15 protein-coding genes are annotated in these 17,801 nt (G+C 67.8%); 6 read left to right on the plus strand and 9 right to left on the minus strand.

The genetic code is table 11. The features are described 5' to 3' along the window. Positions 1 to 52: 52 nt before the first annotated feature. Positions 53 to 697: a hypothetical protein gene (locus OG474_RS34370; RefSeq protein ID WP_405057780.1), complete on the minus strand. Its 645-nt coding sequence runs from the start codon at positions 695 to 697 to the stop codon at positions 53 to 55. Between the two features lie 18 nt (positions 698 to 715). Beyond that, entirely contained in the window at positions 716 to 1,693 is a 978-nt protein-coding gene (locus tag OG474_RS34375) for a DUF5937 family protein (RefSeq protein WP_405057781.1), read from the minus strand. A 68-nt stretch (positions 1,694 to 1,761) separates the two neighbouring features. On the opposite strand from OG474_RS34375, the gene OG474_RS34380 reads away from it, so the two are divergent. Beyond that, entirely contained in the window at positions 1,762 to 2,967 is a 1,206-nt protein-coding gene (locus tag OG474_RS34380; RefSeq protein ID WP_405057782.1) for an MFS transporter, read from the plus strand. On the opposite strand, the gene OG474_RS34385 is transcribed toward OG474_RS34380, so the two are convergent. Together OG474_RS34385 and OG474_RS34390 are read right to left on the minus strand one after the other, a co-directional pair. Beyond that, the gene (locus OG474_RS34385; RefSeq protein ID WP_405057783.1) at positions 2,916 to 3,902 is read right to left on the minus strand and encodes a LacI family DNA-binding transcriptional regulator; all 987 of its coding nucleotides are present in this window, start codon (positions 3,900 to 3,902) and stop codon (positions 2,916 to 2,918) included. The genes OG474_RS34380 and OG474_RS34385 overlap by 52 nt on opposite strands. 13 nt (positions 3,903 to 3,915) lie before the next feature. Then, positions 3,916 to 5,643, minus strand: coding sequence for a glycoside hydrolase family 36 protein (locus OG474_RS34390; RefSeq protein ID WP_405057784.1), 1,728 nt, complete (start codon positions 5,641 to 5,643; stop codon positions 3,916 to 3,918). Positions 5,644 to 5,757: 114 nt separating this feature from the next. Between OG474_RS34390 and OG474_RS34395 the strand changes: the two genes are divergently transcribed. The 5 genes from OG474_RS34395 to OG474_RS34415 all read left to right on the plus strand — a co-directional run bounded on the left by OG474_RS34395 (position 5,758) and on the right by OG474_RS34415 (position 10,820). Further along, a complete protein-coding gene (locus tag OG474_RS34395) occupies positions 5,758 to 6,996 on the plus strand; it encodes a hypothetical protein (protein ID WP_405057785.1) in 1,239 nt (412 codons plus the stop codon). Then, positions 6,993 to 8,240 carry an extracellular solute-binding protein gene (locus OG474_RS34400; RefSeq protein ID WP_405057786.1) on the plus strand — a complete coding sequence of 416 codons (1,248 nt, stop codon included), beginning with the start codon at positions 6,993 to 6,995 and terminating at the stop codon, positions 8,238 to 8,240. The genes OG474_RS34395 and OG474_RS34400 overlap by 4 nt, the downstream gene beginning before the upstream one ends. Next, on the plus strand, positions 8,237 to 9,295 hold the full coding sequence (locus OG474_RS34405) for a carbohydrate ABC transporter permease (RefSeq protein ID WP_405057787.1): 1,059 nt from the start codon (positions 8,237 to 8,239) through the stop codon (positions 9,293 to 9,295). Before OG474_RS34400 ends, OG474_RS34405 begins: the two co-directional genes overlap by 4 nt. Beyond that, positions 9,292 to 10,119: a carbohydrate ABC transporter permease gene (locus OG474_RS34410; protein ID WP_405057788.1), complete on the plus strand. Its 828-nt coding sequence runs from the start codon at positions 9,292 to 9,294 to the stop codon at positions 10,117 to 10,119. Before OG474_RS34405 ends, OG474_RS34410 begins: the two co-directional genes overlap by 4 nt. Positions 10,120 to 10,253: 134 nt before the next feature. Beyond that, entirely contained in the window at positions 10,254 to 10,820 is a 567-nt protein-coding gene (locus OG474_RS34415) for a hypothetical protein (protein WP_405057789.1), read from the plus strand. 44 nt (positions 10,821 to 10,864) lie between these two features. On the opposite strand, the gene OG474_RS34420 is transcribed toward OG474_RS34415, so the two are convergent. The 5 genes from OG474_RS34420 to OG474_RS34440 all read right to left on the minus strand — a co-directional run bounded on the left by OG474_RS34420 (position 10,865) and on the right by OG474_RS34440 (position 17,778). Then, the gene (locus tag OG474_RS34420) at positions 10,865 to 11,488 is read right to left on the minus strand and encodes a response regulator (protein ID WP_405057790.1); all 624 of its coding nucleotides are present in this window, start codon (positions 11,486 to 11,488) and stop codon (positions 10,865 to 10,867) included. Beyond that, positions 11,485 to 12,738, minus strand: coding sequence for a sensor histidine kinase (locus OG474_RS34425; RefSeq protein WP_405057791.1), 1,254 nt, complete (start codon positions 12,736 to 12,738; stop codon positions 11,485 to 11,487). Before OG474_RS34425 ends, OG474_RS34420 begins: the two co-directional genes overlap by 4 nt. A gap of 25 nt (positions 12,739 to 12,763) precedes the next feature. Beyond that, positions 12,764 to 13,543, minus strand: coding sequence for an ABC transporter permease (locus OG474_RS34430; RefSeq protein WP_405057792.1), 780 nt, complete (start codon positions 13,541 to 13,543; stop codon positions 12,764 to 12,766). Further along, positions 13,540 to 14,505, minus strand: coding sequence for an ABC transporter ATP-binding protein (locus OG474_RS34435; RefSeq protein ID WP_405057793.1), 966 nt, complete (start codon positions 14,503 to 14,505; stop codon positions 13,540 to 13,542). The genes OG474_RS34430 and OG474_RS34435 overlap by 4 nt, the downstream gene beginning before the upstream one ends. Positions 14,506 to 15,990: 1,485 nt before the next feature. After that, the gene (locus OG474_RS34440) at positions 15,991 to 17,778 is read right to left on the minus strand and encodes an AMP-dependent synthetase/ligase (RefSeq protein ID WP_405057794.1); all 1,788 of its coding nucleotides are present in this window, start codon (positions 17,776 to 17,778) and stop codon (positions 15,991 to 15,993) included. Positions 17,779 to 17,801: the final 23 nt, after the last annotated feature.

Below are 17,801 nucleotides of genomic sequence, written 5' to 3' on the forward strand. Positions count from 1 at the left end.
CGTTCTCATGCCCATTACATGGCTGTCGAGGCCCATCCTGGAGCGACACTGTTCAGAGGACGTTGACGGCCCGCGCCGCGACCACCGCGACAGTGAGCAGCGCGATCGCCGACTGGACCGCCATCAGCACCTTCACCCGGGCCGTCAGCGGCATCGTGTCGGTCGGGCTGAACGCCGTCGCCGCGGTGAACGCGACGAACAGGTAGTCGGTGAATCCGGGGATCCACTTCTGCCATCCCGGCAGGTCGACGGTCATCTGCGGGAACAGCAGATCGGCCCGCTCCTCGGGACGCTCGTGCTCGGGCGCCCGGGCGAACGGCCCGCCGCCGTCGACCTCCCAGTACCAAATGCCGAAGGCAACGACATTCGTCGCCCAGATCAGCGCCGCCGCCTTCACCAGCACCAGGCCGTTGTTCGCGGCGCCCGAGTTCAGGTACACGATCAGCTCGGCCAAATAGATCGCGTTGGCCAGCACCAGGACCCCGAGCAGCGTGACCTCGACCCAACGCAGCCAGGGTTCGTCGCGCCGCAGATGGAACGGGTTCATCCACACCAGTGGCAGCAGGAGCAACGCGCCGAGCGCCGGCATCACCCAGCGCGGGAAGGTCGCGATCTGCGTCGGGATCAGCAACTGCAGGATCAGGACGGCGACCACCGCGAGCGAGGCCGGCCAGCGCCGGATGTGCCGCATGTTCATCCCGACAGTATGACTGTGTCAGTTTACCGAGGAGTCGATCACCGCTTGGCCCACTTCGGTCCTCCGGTAGTGCACCCGATGCCCTGTACGGCGGCGCGTCGCCAGCCCGGCGTCGTGGAGTGCCGCGAGGTGCTCAGCAACCGTGGCCAGCGCGAGGCCGTGTTCGGCGGCGAGCGCACTGGTCGTCGCCGGTGGGTCGAGCGCGACCAGCAGGGTGGCTCGCGTGCGCCCGAGCAATCGAGCGAGCGGATCCGGGGGAGTGGGGGCGTCGGACCAGAGGCGGGCTGCGCCGCGCGCCGGGTAGACGAGGGCGGGCTGGTAGTTCGGGTCGACGATCATCACGAGGTGCGGCCAGGCGAAGACGCCGGGCACGAGCAGCAGTCCCTGGCCGGTGAGCTTGTGCGTGGGTTCGCGGTACTGGCTGGCGATCAGCCGATCGTCCTCCCAGCTCAGTGTCGGATGCAGATCGTCGAAGAGCGCGGCCAGACCGCCGTCCGTGAGTTGGCCGCCGCGATAGGCGATGTCGTCCTCGAGCACCCGGCTGATCATCGGCCAGTCCGGCTTGATCAGGGCCTCCCACGCGCTCTCGATCTCGTCGGCCAGCCGGTCCCGGGCGCGCGCCGGGTTGGTCAGCATCCGGTCGATCTCAGGTGCGCCGGGATTGTTGAACTCGTCCCGGGACCGGGTCAGTTCGCGCCGGACCCGATCGATCGGCGTACTGCGGACGCGAGCCAACTCGGTGCTGAGCTTGGCCCGCGAGGCCTTGGGCGGCGGCGTCATGAAGTCCGGACTGAACCCGATCCGCGGCTGCGTGGCCTGCAGCCCACTCAGATCCAGCCCAGCCGCGGCCTCGGCCTTCGATGCCACCCACGGCGCATACATCGGCCGATGCCGAACCCCGTTCAGCACCCGCACCGCGGACACCGTCTCCCACAACGGCGACGCCCCGAATCGGCAGCGCAGCGCATCGCTCTGGGTGAAGTGCAGGACGGTCATCCGGCAGAACTTTCGGTCACAACCAAAAGTCTATGGTGTCGGCACCGCCCTCCGACACCCTTCGAGGCGTGAGGTCCTATCGAGCTGTTCTCGTCCTTCCCGGTCTGCGCAACGTCTTCGTGGCGCATGCCGTCTCGATGCTCGGCACCATCGCCGCGCAAGTGGCGTTGTCGATCCTGATCTTCGAACGGACCGGCTCACCGTTGCTCTCGGCCCTCGTCCTGGCCTGCTCGTTCCTCCCGTACGCGCTCGGCGGCATCCTCCTGTCCTCCATCGCCGACCGCTTCCCGGCACGCCGCGTGCTGGTGGTGTGCGATGTGTTGAGCGCGGTCTGCATCGCCCTGATGCTGATCCCGGGCTTGCCGGTCGGCGCGTTGCTCGGGTTGCTGCTGGCGACGGGCGTGATCGCACCGATCTTCGCCGGAGCCCGCTCCGCGAGCCTGGCGCATCTGCTGCCGGCCGAGCTGTTTCCGGCCGGCCGATCGTTGCTGCGGGCAATCAGTCAGCTGACCGTGCTGACCGGGTTCGCGCTCGGTGCGGCCGCGGTCGCGGCAGTTGGCGCACCATGGCTACTTGCGGTCGACGTGGTGACCTTCCTGGTCTCCGCAGTGCTGATCGGCGCCGGTACGCCGTACTCACCGGCAGGCGAGCGCACTCGCAGTACCGTGCGCGACTCGTGGAGCGGTCTCCGGTACCTGTTCACCCACCCGCGGTTGCGGCCGCTGATCCTGCTGACCTGGGTGGCACCGGCCTTCTCGTCGGTTCCGGACGGGCTCGCGGTCGCCTACTCGGCACAGACCGGCGCTGCCCCGGCCACGGCGGGTGCGCTCTTCACCGGGTATGCGGCCGGAACTGTGCTCGGCGAGCTCGTCGTCGCAAAACTTCACCCGGCTACGCGTCGACGGCTCGTCGTTCCTCTGCTCCTGGCCAGTCAGCTGCCCGCCATCGCCTTCCTGGCCAGGCCGTCCGTGCCGATCGCCGCACTCCTGCTCGCGGCTTCAGGTGCCGGGTACGCGTTCAACCAGGCCGTCGATCCGATGATCCTCGACGCCTCCGATCCGGCGTACCGGGGTCGGCTCTTCACCGTGCAGACCAGCGGGCTGATGGCAATCCAGGGAGTGAGCATCGCGTTGGCCGGGGTGGTAGGCACGTTGATCGCGCCCAATCTGACCATCGCCGCGTCCGGCGTGATCGGGACGACGGTGGTGCTGCTCATCGCCCGTCAGGCGCTCGACCGAACTACCAGTGGTGCGGTGACTAGCCGGCCGGGCTGATCCGCGTCGCCGTTGATCTCGATCAGGGCGCGGTCGAAGAGGCAGGCGGCGATGTCGCGCAGCGGGATCCGCGCGGTGGTCAGGGGAGTGTCGAGCATGCTGGCGAAGGGGAAGTCGTTGAAGCCGGTGACGGCGACGTCCTGGCCGACCTGGATCCCGCGGCGTTGCAGGGCGCGCATCGCGACTACCGCGAAGGCGTCGTTGTCGGCGACGAGAACATCCGGGGGAGCGCTCTCCGAGACGAAAGCGTCGACATCTTCCAGCGTGCTGAACGAGCGGACGACGGTCTTGGGGAACTCGCGGACGAAGCCGTCCTCGCGTTGGTGGACCCAGGGGAGCGAGCTGTCCGTTCGCAGGTAGAGAGCGCTTTCTCGGCCGGTCTCGCGCAGGTGCCGGGCGATCCCGGCCATCGAGGTCTCGTTGTCCACGTCGACCCAGCACTGGCGGTGCTGCGGGCCGGTGCGGCCGAACGCGACGAACGGGAACCGGCGCTGACTGAGGAACTCGATCCGCGCGTCGTTCGGCATCGTCTCCAGCACCACGATCGCATCGACCTGCCGGGCCGCGATCAGCTTCTCGTAGAGCGCGATCTCGGTTGCTCCGGCAGCCGGCGTGGTCACGTGAACGCCGTACCCGGAGACGGCTGCGGCTCGGACCAGGCCGTCGAGCAGACCGTGCAGGAAGCCACTGAGCCCCGGGTTCTCCTCGCTGAACTCGTCGTACAGCGGCAGGCCGATCACCTGACTGCGGCCCGACGAGAGAGCGCGGGCAGCATGGTTCGGGGTGTAGCCGAGCTCGTCGATCGCGGCCTGCACAGTCCGGACCGTCGGCTCGCTGACCCGATGCGGTGCGTTCAGCACGTTCGACACCGTCATCGCCGACACCCCTGCTAGCCGAGCGACATCCGCAACCGTCGTACGGCGTGGTCGTGACACCAATCGATCCCCCTCAGTTCCTGTCGATCCGGGCCACCCCGGCCGTCGGTACGTCGACCACCCACAGTCCCGCGGGCGGAGTCGTCGTACCGCGAAACACCTCGACCCCCGAACAGTCAGACACTACGAGGTCGACCGGTCCGGGGCCGGCACCTTCGACCAGGAGTCGCGGCTCGCTGCCGCCGTTCACCAGCACGATCGAGCGGTCCGTCTCCTCCAACTGCACCACCGGGTTGGTGAACGCGGCCACCACGGTGGTTGCGCCGACGGCTCGGACCTGCGGATACCGCGCGTCCGACCGGGACGGCAGCAGGACGCCGTGGTGCAGTACGTCGAAGTGCTCGCGCATGAACGCCAGCCAGAACCGCACCACCTGATCGTGTGCAGCCGGCAACGCCTCCAGCTCCATCGACACCTGCACCGCACTGAACAGCGCACCGATGAACTGGTGCGCCACCGTCTCCGGTGCGGCCGACGGATGCCACATCAGCATGTCGGAGTGCACCGCGCGGTCGCCCGCGAGCAGTCGAGTGTCGATCGTGCGGACCCGGTTCTCCACCGGATCCATAGCGCAGTCCCCGGCCCGCAGGAAGGTGCCGAACTGCCAGAGTCGCGGGTTCACATAGTCCTGCCGGAACTCGATCAGTACGTCGTCCCGCAGCCGCTGCACCTCGTCCCGCACCGCCTGCAGCAGCAGCTCCACACCCTCATCGACCGAGGTGCAGTCAGCATCAGGCGCGTCCGGGACAGGACCGTCCCACGCCCACGAGTCGATGAAGTCGATCTTCAGCCCGTCGACACCCCAGTCCCGGACCGGACGGACGCAACACTCGACCAGGTGCTCACGGACCTCGGGGTAGCGCGGATCCAGTACCGCTACCGTGTCGCCGTCGGGGAAGCCGAGCACGCGGTCCTTCAACCGCTCCCACGCCTTGGAGTACGCGCCGATCAGCGGCGGGGCGATCCACAGCACGTAGCGCAGTCCGAGCTCGTGCACCCGGCGTACATGCTCGGTCATGTCGGGGAACTTGCCACTGGTCGGCTCCCAGTCACCGCAGTACGCGTAGCCGCGTGCGGTGCTGTCCGTCTGCCAGCCGTCGTCGACGATGATCGCCTCACACCCGTACGCCGCGCTCGCGGCCGCGTGGTGTTCGACCGTCGAAGCGGTCACGTGCTGATGGTCGCTGTACCAGGTCGAATACATGGCCTGCCGGGCAAGCTTCGGTACGACGGCCACCCGGTCACCGAGGTCCGCGGTCCAGTCGGCGGTCACGCCGCGCAGCGCCTCGGCGAAATGCACGTCGCGCAGGTCGATCCGCAGCACGAAGCTGGGGGACTCGATGTCGTCGGCAACCAGCTCGATCAGCTGCTCGGCGGTCTCCTCGTTCACCCCGATCGCGAACTCGCAGCCGCGGACATGTGCCGACAGCGCCACGGTCAGCAGGCTGCGGTCGTGATCGTCCACGAGACTGCCGACGGGCGCGGAACGGACCGAGCGGATCCGGCGCCGCGAACCCCAGTCGGTCGGGAGCTCGCGACGCGCGCCGCAAGTGGCCCGCCACAGCGTCACTGCCGAGCCGGTCGGCCAGGTCCACTGCAGGGTCACCGGGCCCTCGGCCACGACTTCGAAGCGGAAGACACCGGGCTCGGTGCCGGGCAACTCGGTCACCGAGGATGCGCCGGTCGCGGTGCCGGTCCGCTGCACGGAACCGTCCAGGGAGCGGATCTCAAAGCTCGTCACGGCGGCGACTATAGCGGTAAAACCGGCGCAGCTGAAGTATTGACGGAATTGGTCTAGGTGTTTACTTTAGCAAGGAAATTTTACCGCTAATATCCAATCTCGGAGGGAGTGCCAGTGCTCACTGTGAGCTCCGACTCGGGCTACGTCGAGGACGCCTTCGGCTGGGCCTCCCAGCGCGCCCTCGACTGGGTCCAGACCACGGTGCAGACCGGAGATGGAACGCCGGGCAACCTGCCGTCGTACTGGGCCGGCTACCCGTCCCGGGACATGTTCTACTCGCGGGACATCTGCCACCAGGCCGCCGGGGCGCACCTGCTCGGCCTGGACGCCGAGAACTTCGCGATGTTCCGGCATTTCGCCCGGTCCGCGACGCCGGCCCGGAAATGGTTCCCGATCTGGGCGTTCCATTTCGACGGCCGGATCGCGGCGCTGGACTACCACAACGACGAGCACTTCGTCCGGGAGATCCCCGCGGTGTTCGACCTCTGCTACCGGGCGCTGGAACAGTACGACTGGACCGGCGACCGCCGATGGCTCGACGACCCGGATCTCGCGGCCTACTACGAGACCAGTGTTGGCGAGTTCGTGACGGCTCACGATGCCGATGGTGACGGCATCCCGGAGGCCGGCGGGACCGCCGACATCTTCCTGGGGACCGCGACGTACAACGAGCGCGAGGCACCCCTCCTGATCGCGGGTGACGGTCTGGCCACGCAGTACGCCGTACTGCGCAAGCTCGGGCGGGATGCGGCGGCGGATCGGATCCAGGCGACGTACCAGAGTTGGTGGAACGGTGAGCAGTTCGCGCGCGGTGTGACCAAGGAAGGCCTCGACTTCGACTGGGGGCTGGAGTCGCACACGCTGGCGGCGCTGTTCGGGATCACCGGGAGCGGCGAACGCAACGAGCGCTTCCTCGACTACTGCGAAGCCAAGATGGCGTCGAACCCGCCACTGAACATCGAGTCGAAGAGCTACTACCCCGAGCTGCTCTTCAAGAACGGACGCGACGAGTCGGCCTGGAGCTGGACCAAACAGCTGATCGACAGCCGGGACGACTACCCGGAGATCTCCTTCACCGTCGTCGACCACCTGGTCGTCGGTCTGCTCGGCCTGCGCCCACAGGCCGGGGCGGCCTTGACCATCGAATCCCACCTGCCGCAGGAGATCGGCCGGCTGACCGCCGACCACGTGCGGATCGGCGACTGGGATCTCTGCATCACCCAGGAAGCGCGGCGGTGCACCGAGGTCACTGTTCACAGCGGACCTGGCCCGCTGACCGTGACGGTCGGCACCGCAACCCACCTCATCCAGCCCGGCGAGACCGTCCGGGTCGAGACCAAGGACCCCTCATGAAGAATCCCCTCCGCGTGGCCCCGGTTGCTGTTGCGCTGTTGCTCGCCGCCGGTTGCGCGACCGGCAGTCAGCCTGCGAGCAACGCCAAGAGCGACTCCGCCGAGATCACGTTCTCGTTCTGGGGCGCGAACTCCGAGGCTGCCTCGCTGAAGGCGATCGCCGCGGCGTTCGAGAAGGCCAACCCCGGCACCAAGGTGACGACGAACTGGATCCAGGCCGACTACGAGCAGAAGGTCCTGACCTCGATCGCCGGCGGCACCCAGTCGACCGTGATGGAGATCAGCAACAACAGCCTGGCCGGCTTCGTGTCCAGCTTCGCCGAGCAGCAGGTCGACCCGACCAAGTACGTCCAGCCGAACATCTCGTCGGCGCTCCAGGTCCAGGGCAAGTACTACGCGATGCCGTTCGCGGCCAAGCCCAAGGTGATGGCGATCAACGTGGACGCCTTCAAGGCCGCCGGCGTCCCGTTGCCGAGCGCAACGACGCCGCTGACGCTCGACGAGTTCAAGGTGCTGGCCGCCAAGCTGTCGCACGGTGACGGCAAGGCGCGCGTCTACGGGTCGAGCAACCTGTACTACCGGGGCTGGCTCACCGCCGCGGGCGGCAGCTACTACAACGCCGACGGGACCGCCTGCACCTTCGGCGACGAGACCGGGGTGAAGGCCGCGCAGTACGTCGTCGACATGCAGAACCAGAAGGCCGCGCCGACCTCGATCGATATCAAGGGCCAGGACCAGGCGCAGTGGTTCGCGGCCGGCCGGCTGGCCATGTTCAGCGACTTCGGCCCGTGGACCGTGGCCGATTTCGCCAAGATCAGCAAGCCGAACTGGACGCTGGTCCCGGTGCCGGGCAAGGGGTTCCAGATGGAGGTCGACGGGCTCGCGATCAGCAAGAAGGCGACCGGCAAGCAGTTGGAGACGGCGAAGAAGTTCGTCGAGTTCGTCGGTACGCAGCAGATCGCGCAGGATCAACTGATCCAGGGCAACACTGCGCTCGGCGTACCGGTGATCGCCGCGTCCTCGGGCACCTTGGAGAAGGTGCTGCCGGCCGACCGCAACCTGGCCGCTTTCACCACCGCGCTGAAGACCGGCGTCGTCGGCCCCTCGGTGGCCAAGGAGAACCAGGTCTCCGGTGACGCGGAGAAGGGGATGAACAGCTACACCGCGCTGGGCACCGGCAAGGACGACGTGGCCAAGATCCTGCCGGAGCTCTCCGCCAAGTGCACGGCGGCGCTGAAGAAGTGAACCCGACAATCGGCTGGATCCGGGAGCTCGCGGCGTCTTGGGGTGTGCCGGCCGCGCTCGTCCCACTGGTCCCGTTCCTGCTCCTGCTGATCGTCCTGTACGCCGTCATCGGACTGGCGGCGTACGGGGCGCGCCGGCGGTGGCCGCGGGCGGACAAGACGATCGCGTTCTGGCTGTTCATCTCGCCGTGGCTGATCGGGTTCGCGATCTTCACGGTCGGGCCGATGATCTCGTCGGTCTACGTCAGCCTGACGTCGTGGGACCTGCTGACGCCACCGCAGTTCGTCGGCCTCGCCAACTACAGCGAGGCGTTCAGCGATCCCAAGGTCGCGCAGGCGCTCAAGGTCACCCTTCTGTACGGCGTGATCAGCGTGCCGTTGCAGACCGCGCTCGCGTTCGTGGTCGCGCTGCTGCTCAACACCGAACTGCCGGGGATGCGGCTCTTCCGGACCATCTGGTACCTGCCGAGCCTGGTGTCCGGCGTGGCCCAGATGGTCTTGTTCCTCTGGGTTTTCAACCCGCAGTACGGGCTCGCGAACGACATCCTCGGCAAGGTCGGGATCAACGGGCCGGGCTGGTTCAACGACGCGGCCTGGGCGTTGCCGACGGTGATCCTGATGAGTCTGTGGACGGTCGGCGGCGCGATGGTGATCTACCTGGCCGGCCTCAAGGACGTGCCGCCGAACCTGTACGAGGCGGCCGCCATCGACGGCGCCGGTCCGGTGCGGACGTTCTGGCACGTGACGATGCCGCAGATGTCGCCGATCATCCTGTTCAACGCGCTCACCGGGATCATCGGCTCACTGCAGATCTTCACCCAGGGATTCATCGCGAACGGCGGCCCGAAGGACTCGCTGCTGTTCTTCGTCTACTACCTGTACGAGAACGCGTTCCGGGACTTCCGGATGGGCTACGCGTCCGCGCTGGCCTGGATCCTGTTCGTCGTCATCCTGGCGCTGACCACGGTGACGCTGCGGGGGAGTGCCTTCGCCGTCTACTACGAGACCGAGATGACGAGCGCCCGCCGTCGCCGTCGTACGAGGAAGTCAGCATGAAACGCCGAAGCCTACTGACCACGATCATCCTGTACGTCGTCCTCGCGGCCGGCTCGGTCGTGTTCGTGTACCCGTTCCTGTGGATGATCGCCACCTCACTGCGCTCCCTGGCCGGAGTGGGCAGTTCGGGGGCGAGCGTCGTACCGCATGAGTTCCTGTGGGACAACTACCGGCGGGCGGTGACGTCGTTCCCGTTCTGGCGGTACACGCTGAACTCGGTGCTGACCACGGTGATCCCGATCGTCGGCACAGTCTTCTCCTGCTCGCTGGCCGGCTTCGCGTTCGCGCGGCTGCGGGTGCGGTTCTCGGGGGTGGTGTTCGGCGTCGTGCTGGCGACGATGCTGCTGCCGGGGGAGGTGACGATGGTTCCGCAGTTCATGCTCTTCAACAACCTCGGGATGATCGACACCCTCTATCCGCTCATCCTGCCGGCCTTCTTCGGCTCGCCGTTCTTCATCTTCCTGTTCCGGCAGTTCTTCGCGCGGATGCCCTCGGAGCTGGCGGACGCCGCGGTGGTCGACGGGTGCGGGTGGTTCAAGACGTTCTGGCTGGTCTACCTGCCGCTGGCCCGGCCGGCCGTGGTGGCGGTCTCGATCCTGCTGTTCATGGGCTACTGGAACAACTTCCTCGGGCCGGCGATCTACATCAACTCCGACCAGTGGAAGACGTTGCCGTTGGCCCTGGCCGGCTTCCAGACGGTCAACAGCACGGACACCCCGTTGCTGATGGCAACCTCGCTGCTGATCACGCTGCCGTGCCTGGTGCTGTTCTTCACCGCGCAGAAGCAGATCACGCAAGGGATTACCTTCTCGGGAGGCAAGTGAGCCCTGCGTAACTGAAGGGATCCGCAGCGTGAGCGAACCATGGACAGCACTGGTCTACTTCCTTTAGCGTGGCCGCACCTTCTGCCTCCGCCCTCCTGTGAGGCACCCGCCCCCCACCACAGAAGGAGAAATCAATGGCGCGCAAGCTGTTGATGCTGTCCGGCCTGGCCACCGTCGTCATGGCCGTCGTCACCTATGCCGCCCCGGTCGCACTGGCCGGAGCGTCTGCGTCCCCCGCCCACGAGACAACAACCTCCGCCCACGCCGAAGGGGCCTCCGCTCCGCACGGCACGACTGTCGTCGACACGCCGTCCGACCTTAAGGGCAAGGCGAAAGTCCTTGCACCGCCGCCCGGCGGCTGGTCGGTACCGAGTCAGCGCAACTACACCATCACGTCCTCCTGCCAGCCGTATGCCGCTGCCATCCGACAGGGAGCAGCAGCTTGGGCAGGTCTGCGCGAAGGTGGTGGCACTCCGGTCGAGTGCCGCAACGGCTACATCACGGACTGCGGTGGTGGCAGCAATGTTGTCGGCTGCAACTGGGGATCCGGTCAGCGGATCGCCTTGTACATGGGCGGTGTGAACGACGACGCCCTGCTGGCGGCACACGAGTTCGGCCACGACTGGTACGGCCACTCGACGGTCCGCTGTGCCGCTTGGGACAGTCCGACCACGGTGATGTCACCGACCATCTGTAACTAGCAGTCGCTGGTGTTCCGGTCCGCACCTGCCGGCGGACTGGAACACTACTGGCCCAGAATCCCTTGTTCGTAACCCTTCGCGACCGCGGCCGCGCGATCGTTGACGTCCAGCTTCGTGAAGATGTGGCTGAGGTGTGTCTTCACCGTTGCCTCGCTGATGAACAGCTCGCGGGCGATCTCCCGGTTCGACGTTCCCTTCGCGACCAGCGCCAGTACTTCGCGTTCGCGCGCAGCCAATGGACTCGCGGCCGGCGTCCGTACGGCGGTGACCAGCCGGGACGCGACCGCGGGGGAGAGGACCGACCGGCCCGCCGCCGCCTCGCGAACACCGGTGAACAGCTCGGCCGGGGGCGCGTCCTTGAGCAGGTAGCCAGTCGCACCGGCCTCGATCGCCGGCACTGTGTCGGCGTCGGTGTCCCAGGTCGTCAGGACCAGCACCTTCGAGCGCGCGCCGCGGCGCCGCAGCTCGGCGATCGCTTCAAGCCCGCTGCCGCCTGGCATTCGTAGGTCCATCAGGATCACGTCCGGGTCCAGCTTGGTCGCCAGCTCGACCGCTTCGACCCCGTTGGACGCCTCGGCGAGCACGGTGAAGCCCCCGGCGGATTCGAACATGCCGCGCAGACCGTTGCGCACGACCGGGTGGTCGTCGACCAGTAGCAGCGAGATCACGTGGTTCCCCGTTCGTCGATCACCAACGGTACGCGGGCGGAGACCGCCGTACCGGCTCCTGGTTCGGCTTCGATCGTGAGTGAGCCGGCGATCCGCTCGGCCCGGGCGCGCATGCCGTCCAGACCGAAGCCGCCGGTACCGGTCCGGGCCGGCAGGCTGAGCGGGTCGAAGCCCTTGCCGTCGTCGCGGACGTCGAGCGTCACCTCGGTGTCCATGAAGCTGAGCGTGACGCCGACCCTCGAGGCACTGGCGTGTTTGCCGGCATTCGCGAGGGCTTCCTGGGTGATCCGGAGCAGCGTCGCGGAGACCTCGCCGTGCAGTTGCTGCGCGGTCCCGGTGACCGTGAGCTCCGTCGGTACGCCGGTCCGCTCCGCCCACTGGTCGACCGTTTTACGCAGGGCTTCCGGGAGGCCGTCGTACGAGAGTCCTTGCGGGGCAAGGTTCTGGACCGACCGCCGGGCCTCGCCGAGGCTGTGCCGGGCCAGGTCGGTCGCGCGCGTGACGTGGTCCCGGGCGACCTCGGGATCCGTCGTGCCCGAGACCACCTGGAGCTGGGCGATGATGCCGGTCAGTCCCTGCGCGATCGTGTCGTGGATCTCGGCGGCCAGCCGGCGGCGTTCGTCGGCGACCCCGGCCTCGCGGGCCTGGACGAGCAGCTGAGCATGCAGGGCGGCGTTCTCCGCTTGCGTCTTCTGCAGCTCCGTGATGGTGACGGCGCGCGCCCGCGACCGCTCCTCCTCCTGCTCGGAGAGGCGGCCGACGAAGGTCAGCAATGCGTTGGTGGCCGCCAGCAGACAGGCGAACACGATCCACCCCATTGGGCCGTCGGTCGGGATGCCGCCGACCTGCGCGAACGATACCGGCACCGAACAGGCAAACAGGGCGAACCGCCGCCGGCGCCGCCCCGGAATGAGATGGGTGGGATCGAAGTACCCGGCGGCCACGTAGAACGCGTAGAACCCGTTCAGCAGCGCGAGCGCGGCGCCGATCGCCCAGCGGATCGCGAAGTACGTCACTGAGACGGCGTCCGGGCGGGACCGGCGAGGACCCGCCCAGAGCCACCACAGCTGGAGCACCGTCGCCGCGGCAACGAGGACCATCACGGTCAGCTGCTGCCACCGATGCGGTGTGATCAGGTCGGCGGTGGTGAACGCCAGGACGCTGGAGATGACCAGCAGCGCGGGCGGCGCCAGCCGGGTGAACGCCTGCCGGCGCCGGTCCAGGCTGTTGTCGCTGCTGATCGCCGTCACAACCTCAGTCTGCACGAGTAGGGACTCACTCCCACCGGAACCAGCGCATGGCGGCGGCCGACAGGACAACCGCCCAGGCAGCCAGTACGCCGAGATGCGACCAGGCGGGCCAGTCGCCGGCCGCCGCCTCGCCAAGTGCCTCGGCTGCGGCGCCGAACGGGGTGAGCGTGACGATGCGCGCCATCACGTCGGGCATCGCCTGGACCGGTAGCCACATGCCTGCGCAGAACAGGCTGGGGAAGAACGCCGCTGAGCCGATCGCTGTCGCGATCTTCGCGGTTCGGGCCACAGCCGTGATCACCGCACCGAAGGCGAGGGAGGCTGCCGAGGTGAGCAGCAGGGCGAGCGTGTAACCGAACGGTTGGTTAGGAAGTTTGACGTCGAATGCGAGCCGGCCGATCGCCAGGCAGACAATCGCCGTGACGAGCGCGGCGCCGCCGTTCAGGACGATCTGGGCGGACAGCAGGGCGGCCGGGCGAACCGGGGTCGTCGACATCCGGCGCAGGATGCCGCGCTCGCGATAGCCGGTGAGGACCGGCGGCATCGTCTGCAGGCCGGTCATGATCACGGCGACCAGCGCCAGGACCGGGACGTAGACGTCGATCATCCGCAGCCCGCCGAGGTTCGTATCAACGTTACGGAACGACGGTATGGAACCGAGGATCACCAGCAGGATCGGCGGGAACCCGAGCGCCCAGAACAGGGTCCCCGGCTCTCGCCGGAAAAGGCGGGCCTCGGTCCGCAGCACCGCGCCGTACGGCGAAGCTGGTCGCGTTGTTGTGCTCGTGGCGGTGGTGGTGCTCATGAGGTGGCTCCGGTGAGGGTCAGGAAGGCATCGTCCAACGTGGCGTCGGTGACGCGGAGCTGATGCGCGGTGATGTGGTGCCGGACGAGCAGCGAGATGACCGCGTTGACGGTCTCGTCGCTGCCGCTGAGCGTGATCCGGCCGTTCTTGTGCTCGATCGAGGTGAGCGCGGGGAGTGCCGCCAGCTCCTCGTCGTCGACCGGCGCCGACGGCGTGAACGAGATGACCGTCGAACCCGCGGACCGCGCGATCAGCCCCTGCGGCGTGTCCAGCGCGGTGATCCGCCCCTTGTCGATCAGGGCGATCCGGTCGCACAGCCGCTGCGCTTCCTCCATGAAATGCGTGACCAGCAGGACCGTGACCCCACGGTTCCGCACGTCCTCGACAACCTCCCACGTATCCCGCCGAGCCCGTGGATCGAGCCCGGTGGTCAGCTCATCGAGTACGACGACCCGTGGGTTGCCGATCAGCGCGAGCGCGATGAACAGCCGCTGCTTCTGACCGCCACTCAGCACCCCGAACCGCTTCGTCAGCAGGCTGGTAAGCCCCAACCGCTCCGCCAGCACCCGCCAATCCGCCGGCCGCGGGTAGAAAGCGGCGTACAGCTCAAGCGCCTCCCGCACAGTGAGCTTCGCCTGCAACTCACTCTCCTGCAACTGCGACCCCAGCACCTCAGTCACAGCCCTGCGATCACTGGCCGGATCCAGCCCAGCAACCCGAACCCGCCCCCCGTCCGGCACCCGCAACCCCGAAATGCACTCAACGGTCGTAGTCTTCCCCGCCCCATTGGGCCCAAGAATCCCGAAAATCTCCCCCTCACCCACAGTGAACGAAACATCGTCCACCACAGCCCGCCCCGCATATGCCTTCCGCAACCCACCAACCTCAACAACCGATTCCATACCCCCACCCTCCCCGCCCCCACCCCCTCCCCACATCCCCCAACAAGCCCCACCCCCCATCCCCCATTCGGCCGACCCCCGGACCACCTGCTGGGTGGGCCCATCGGATTGCGGGTCCCCCCGCTACGCGCACAACCGCCCCGCCTAACGTCCGAACGTTCGCAGTACGTCGTCGGCGCGGCTTTCGGACGTTAGCCGCGATAACTGCAGGTGCTGCCGGTTCACGGGGTTCTACTGCCGCTGGGTGCCTGTTGCGATATCGCCGCAGGTGATCGGTCGCGGTGGCTGAGGACTTTGGCCGGCCAGGAACTCCTCCTTCCCGAAGGTGCTCGTCCCGTCCGTCCGCGCGGATTCGGCCGGTGGGGTAGGCGGTGGCTGGTCGCCGCTGCGGCCGGTTCTCCTGAGACGGGTGGCTGGGGCGGTCTTCGGCTGAGGGGGATGGTGCGGTCGGTGACCGAGGTTCCCGTTGCCTTGGGCTGACGGGCGGTGGTTGCCGCCGACGATCAGGAGGCTTGCTTGCTGACCCGTCGCGGTGGTTGATGGCTTCGTCCTGCCCGATTTCGCTGGCTAGGTACCGAGCTTGGGGGGTTATGCACTCTGATTCTGAGTGCATAACCCCCAACGCGACTGGCTAGCCAGGCAAACGGCGAGGGCGGGGCCTCCCCACGAGTGAAGCCACCGTGCGAGTGTGAGGGCTCGAGTGCTGATTGCACGGTGGCTTCACTCGCGGAGGGCGCTTTGTTCCAAAAAGCGACCTGAACGTGCCGACTACCGTCACCTCGCCTACCTCAGCCATAGCCCGGAAGCTCAAGCAGCCGAAACTGTGGTCACCGGCCCCGCCATCCCCCTCAGCCGTAGACCACGCCCGCCTAGCGTTTCAGTAAATCGGCCGCCGCGGCGACCAGCCAGCCGGTACGTGCCCGGCCTGTCCGGTGCGGCGCGAATCGGGGGCACACCAACCACCTTTGCGGGGATCTGCTGCCTCCCAGAGACAGCAGATCCCCACAAACACGCACCAACCCCGCCCAGCCACCGGATTGCAGTCACCAACGTCCATGCCGATTCTGCAACAGCCGCTGGGTGACAGTAGGACTCCGCAAACCTGCATCCACGGGACGGTTCGCCCTGCTGGACGGCGGCCGGGCTATCGCGCGCCGCGAATCGCCGGCAGGCCTCGGTCCCGCCGTCTTTGTGGAGTCTCGCGGCCGCTGGGCGCCTATTTGGTTCCACAAAGACGACTTCGCCCGCCTCCGGCGGCCACTGAACCTTCGGGTGCGGCAGGGTCGGTGGCTGAGGGGGATGGCGAGGTCGGGTTACCGGTGCACTTCGTCGCCTACGGCTGACGGGCTATCCGAGCGCACCTCGGCATCCGCCAACCCCGCACCGCAACCCCCGCACCGCAACCCCCGCACCGCAACGTCCGAAAACACGCCGACCACGCACAGCCGACCACGCACCGCTGACCTTCGGACGTCAGCGGCTGAAACGGTGGTCGCGTGGTGGCCGGCGAAGCGGTAGGTGCCTTCGCCGGCCTCAGGCGGTGGATCACTTCGTGTAGAGGGCCTCGACGTCGGCGCCGTGGTTCGCCATCACGATGTGGCGGCGGAGGGAGAGCTTCAGGGAGAGCTCGCCGGACTCCTGCGTCCAGTCGATCGGCAGGATCTGGAACTTGCGGATCGCCTCGGCCTTGGAGACCGAGCCGTTCGCCTCGTCGACCGCCTTCTGGATCTCGGCGATCAGGTCGGCGTCGTTGGTGAGGGAGGCGACGTCGGTCGGCTTGCCGTGCTCGGTCGCCCACGGAACGATCGTCTCGGGGTCGATCGTGATCAGCGCGGCGATGAAGGGCTTGCCGTCGCCGACGACCATGCACTGGCTGACCAGCGGGTGCAGGCGGATCTGGTCCTCGAGGACGGTGGGGGCGACGTTCTTGCCGCCGGCCGTGACGAGGATCTCCTTCTTGCGGCCGGTGATCTTGATGAAGCCGTCGACGTCGAACTCACCGAGGTCGCCGGTGTGGAACCAGCCGTCGCCGTCGATCGCGGCCGCGGTGGCCTCGTCGTTCTTCCAGTAGCCCTGCATGACCTGGCCGCCCTTGAAGAGCAGCTCGCCGTCCGCCGCTACGCCGACCGTCACACCAGGAAGCGGTCGGCCGACGGTACCGATGCGGATTTCGTCGGGCAGGTTCACCGCGACGGCGGCCGTGGTCTCGGTCAGGCCGTAGCCCTCCAGGACCGGTACGCCGATGCCGCGGAAGAAGTGGCCGAGTTTGTCACCGAGGGGCGCGCCACCGGAGACGGCGTACTGGACCTTGCCGCCGAGGACCGCGCGCAGCTTGCTGAAGACGAGGCGGTCGAACAGGGCGTGCTTGGCCTTGAGGCCGAACGACGCGCCGCCCTTGTCCTGCGCCTGCGAGTAGGCGATCGCGGTCTCCGCGGCGGCGTCGAAGATCTTGCCCTTGCCGCTGGAGTGCGCGTTCTGGCTGGCGGAGTTGTAGACCTTCTCGAAGACCCGCGGCACGCTCAGGATGAAGGTGGGCTTGAAGGAACCGAGGTCGGGGACCAGGTTCTTCACGTCCGGGCTGTGCGCGACCTTGACCCGCTTCATCACGCAGCCGACCTGGATGATCCGGGCGAACACGTGGGCCAGCGGCAGGAACAGCAGCGTGCTCGCGCCGTCGGTGTCGAAGAGCTCGTCGAGGATCTTGACCGCCGGGGCGAGCTCGGCGATGAAGTTCCCGTGGCTGATCCGGCAGCCCTTCGGCCGGCCGGTCGTCCCGGACGTGTAGATCAACGTCGCCAGGTCGTCGGGCGTGACCGCGGTACGGCGCTTGTCGTAGTCGGCGTCGCTGACCTCGCGGCCGAGCTCGGTGAGCTGGTCGACCGCGCCGGCCTCGATCTGCCAGACCTCCTGCAGGGCCGGGGCCTCGGCGCGGGCGGACTCGACCACGGCGCCGTGGGTGGCGTTCTCGACGACGGCCACGACGGCCTCTGAGTCGGTCAGGATCCACTGGATCTGCGATGCCGACGAGGTCTCGTAGATCGGCACGGTGACCGCGCCGATGCTCCAGATCGCGTAGTCGATCAGCGTCCACTCGTAGCGCGTCGGGCTGAGCAGTGCGACCCGCTCGCCGTGCTTCACGCCCGCCGCGATCAGGCCCTTGGCCACCGCGGTCACCTCAGCGGCGAACTCAGCCGCTGTCACGTCCTGCCAAACCTCGCCCGTACGCCGGGCGAACACCGGGGTGCCAGGATGGGACGACGCGTTCGCCCACACGGGATCGCTCAGGCTGCCGGTGGGCGGCTCGGTCACAGCAGGAACGGTGTACTCACGCATCCGCGTCTCCTCAGTCGGTCACG

The sequence above is a fragment of the Kribbella sp. NBC_01505 genome (assembly GCF_045040285.1).
Lineage (GTDB): Bacteria > Actinomycetota > Actinomycetes > Propionibacteriales > Kribbellaceae > Kribbella.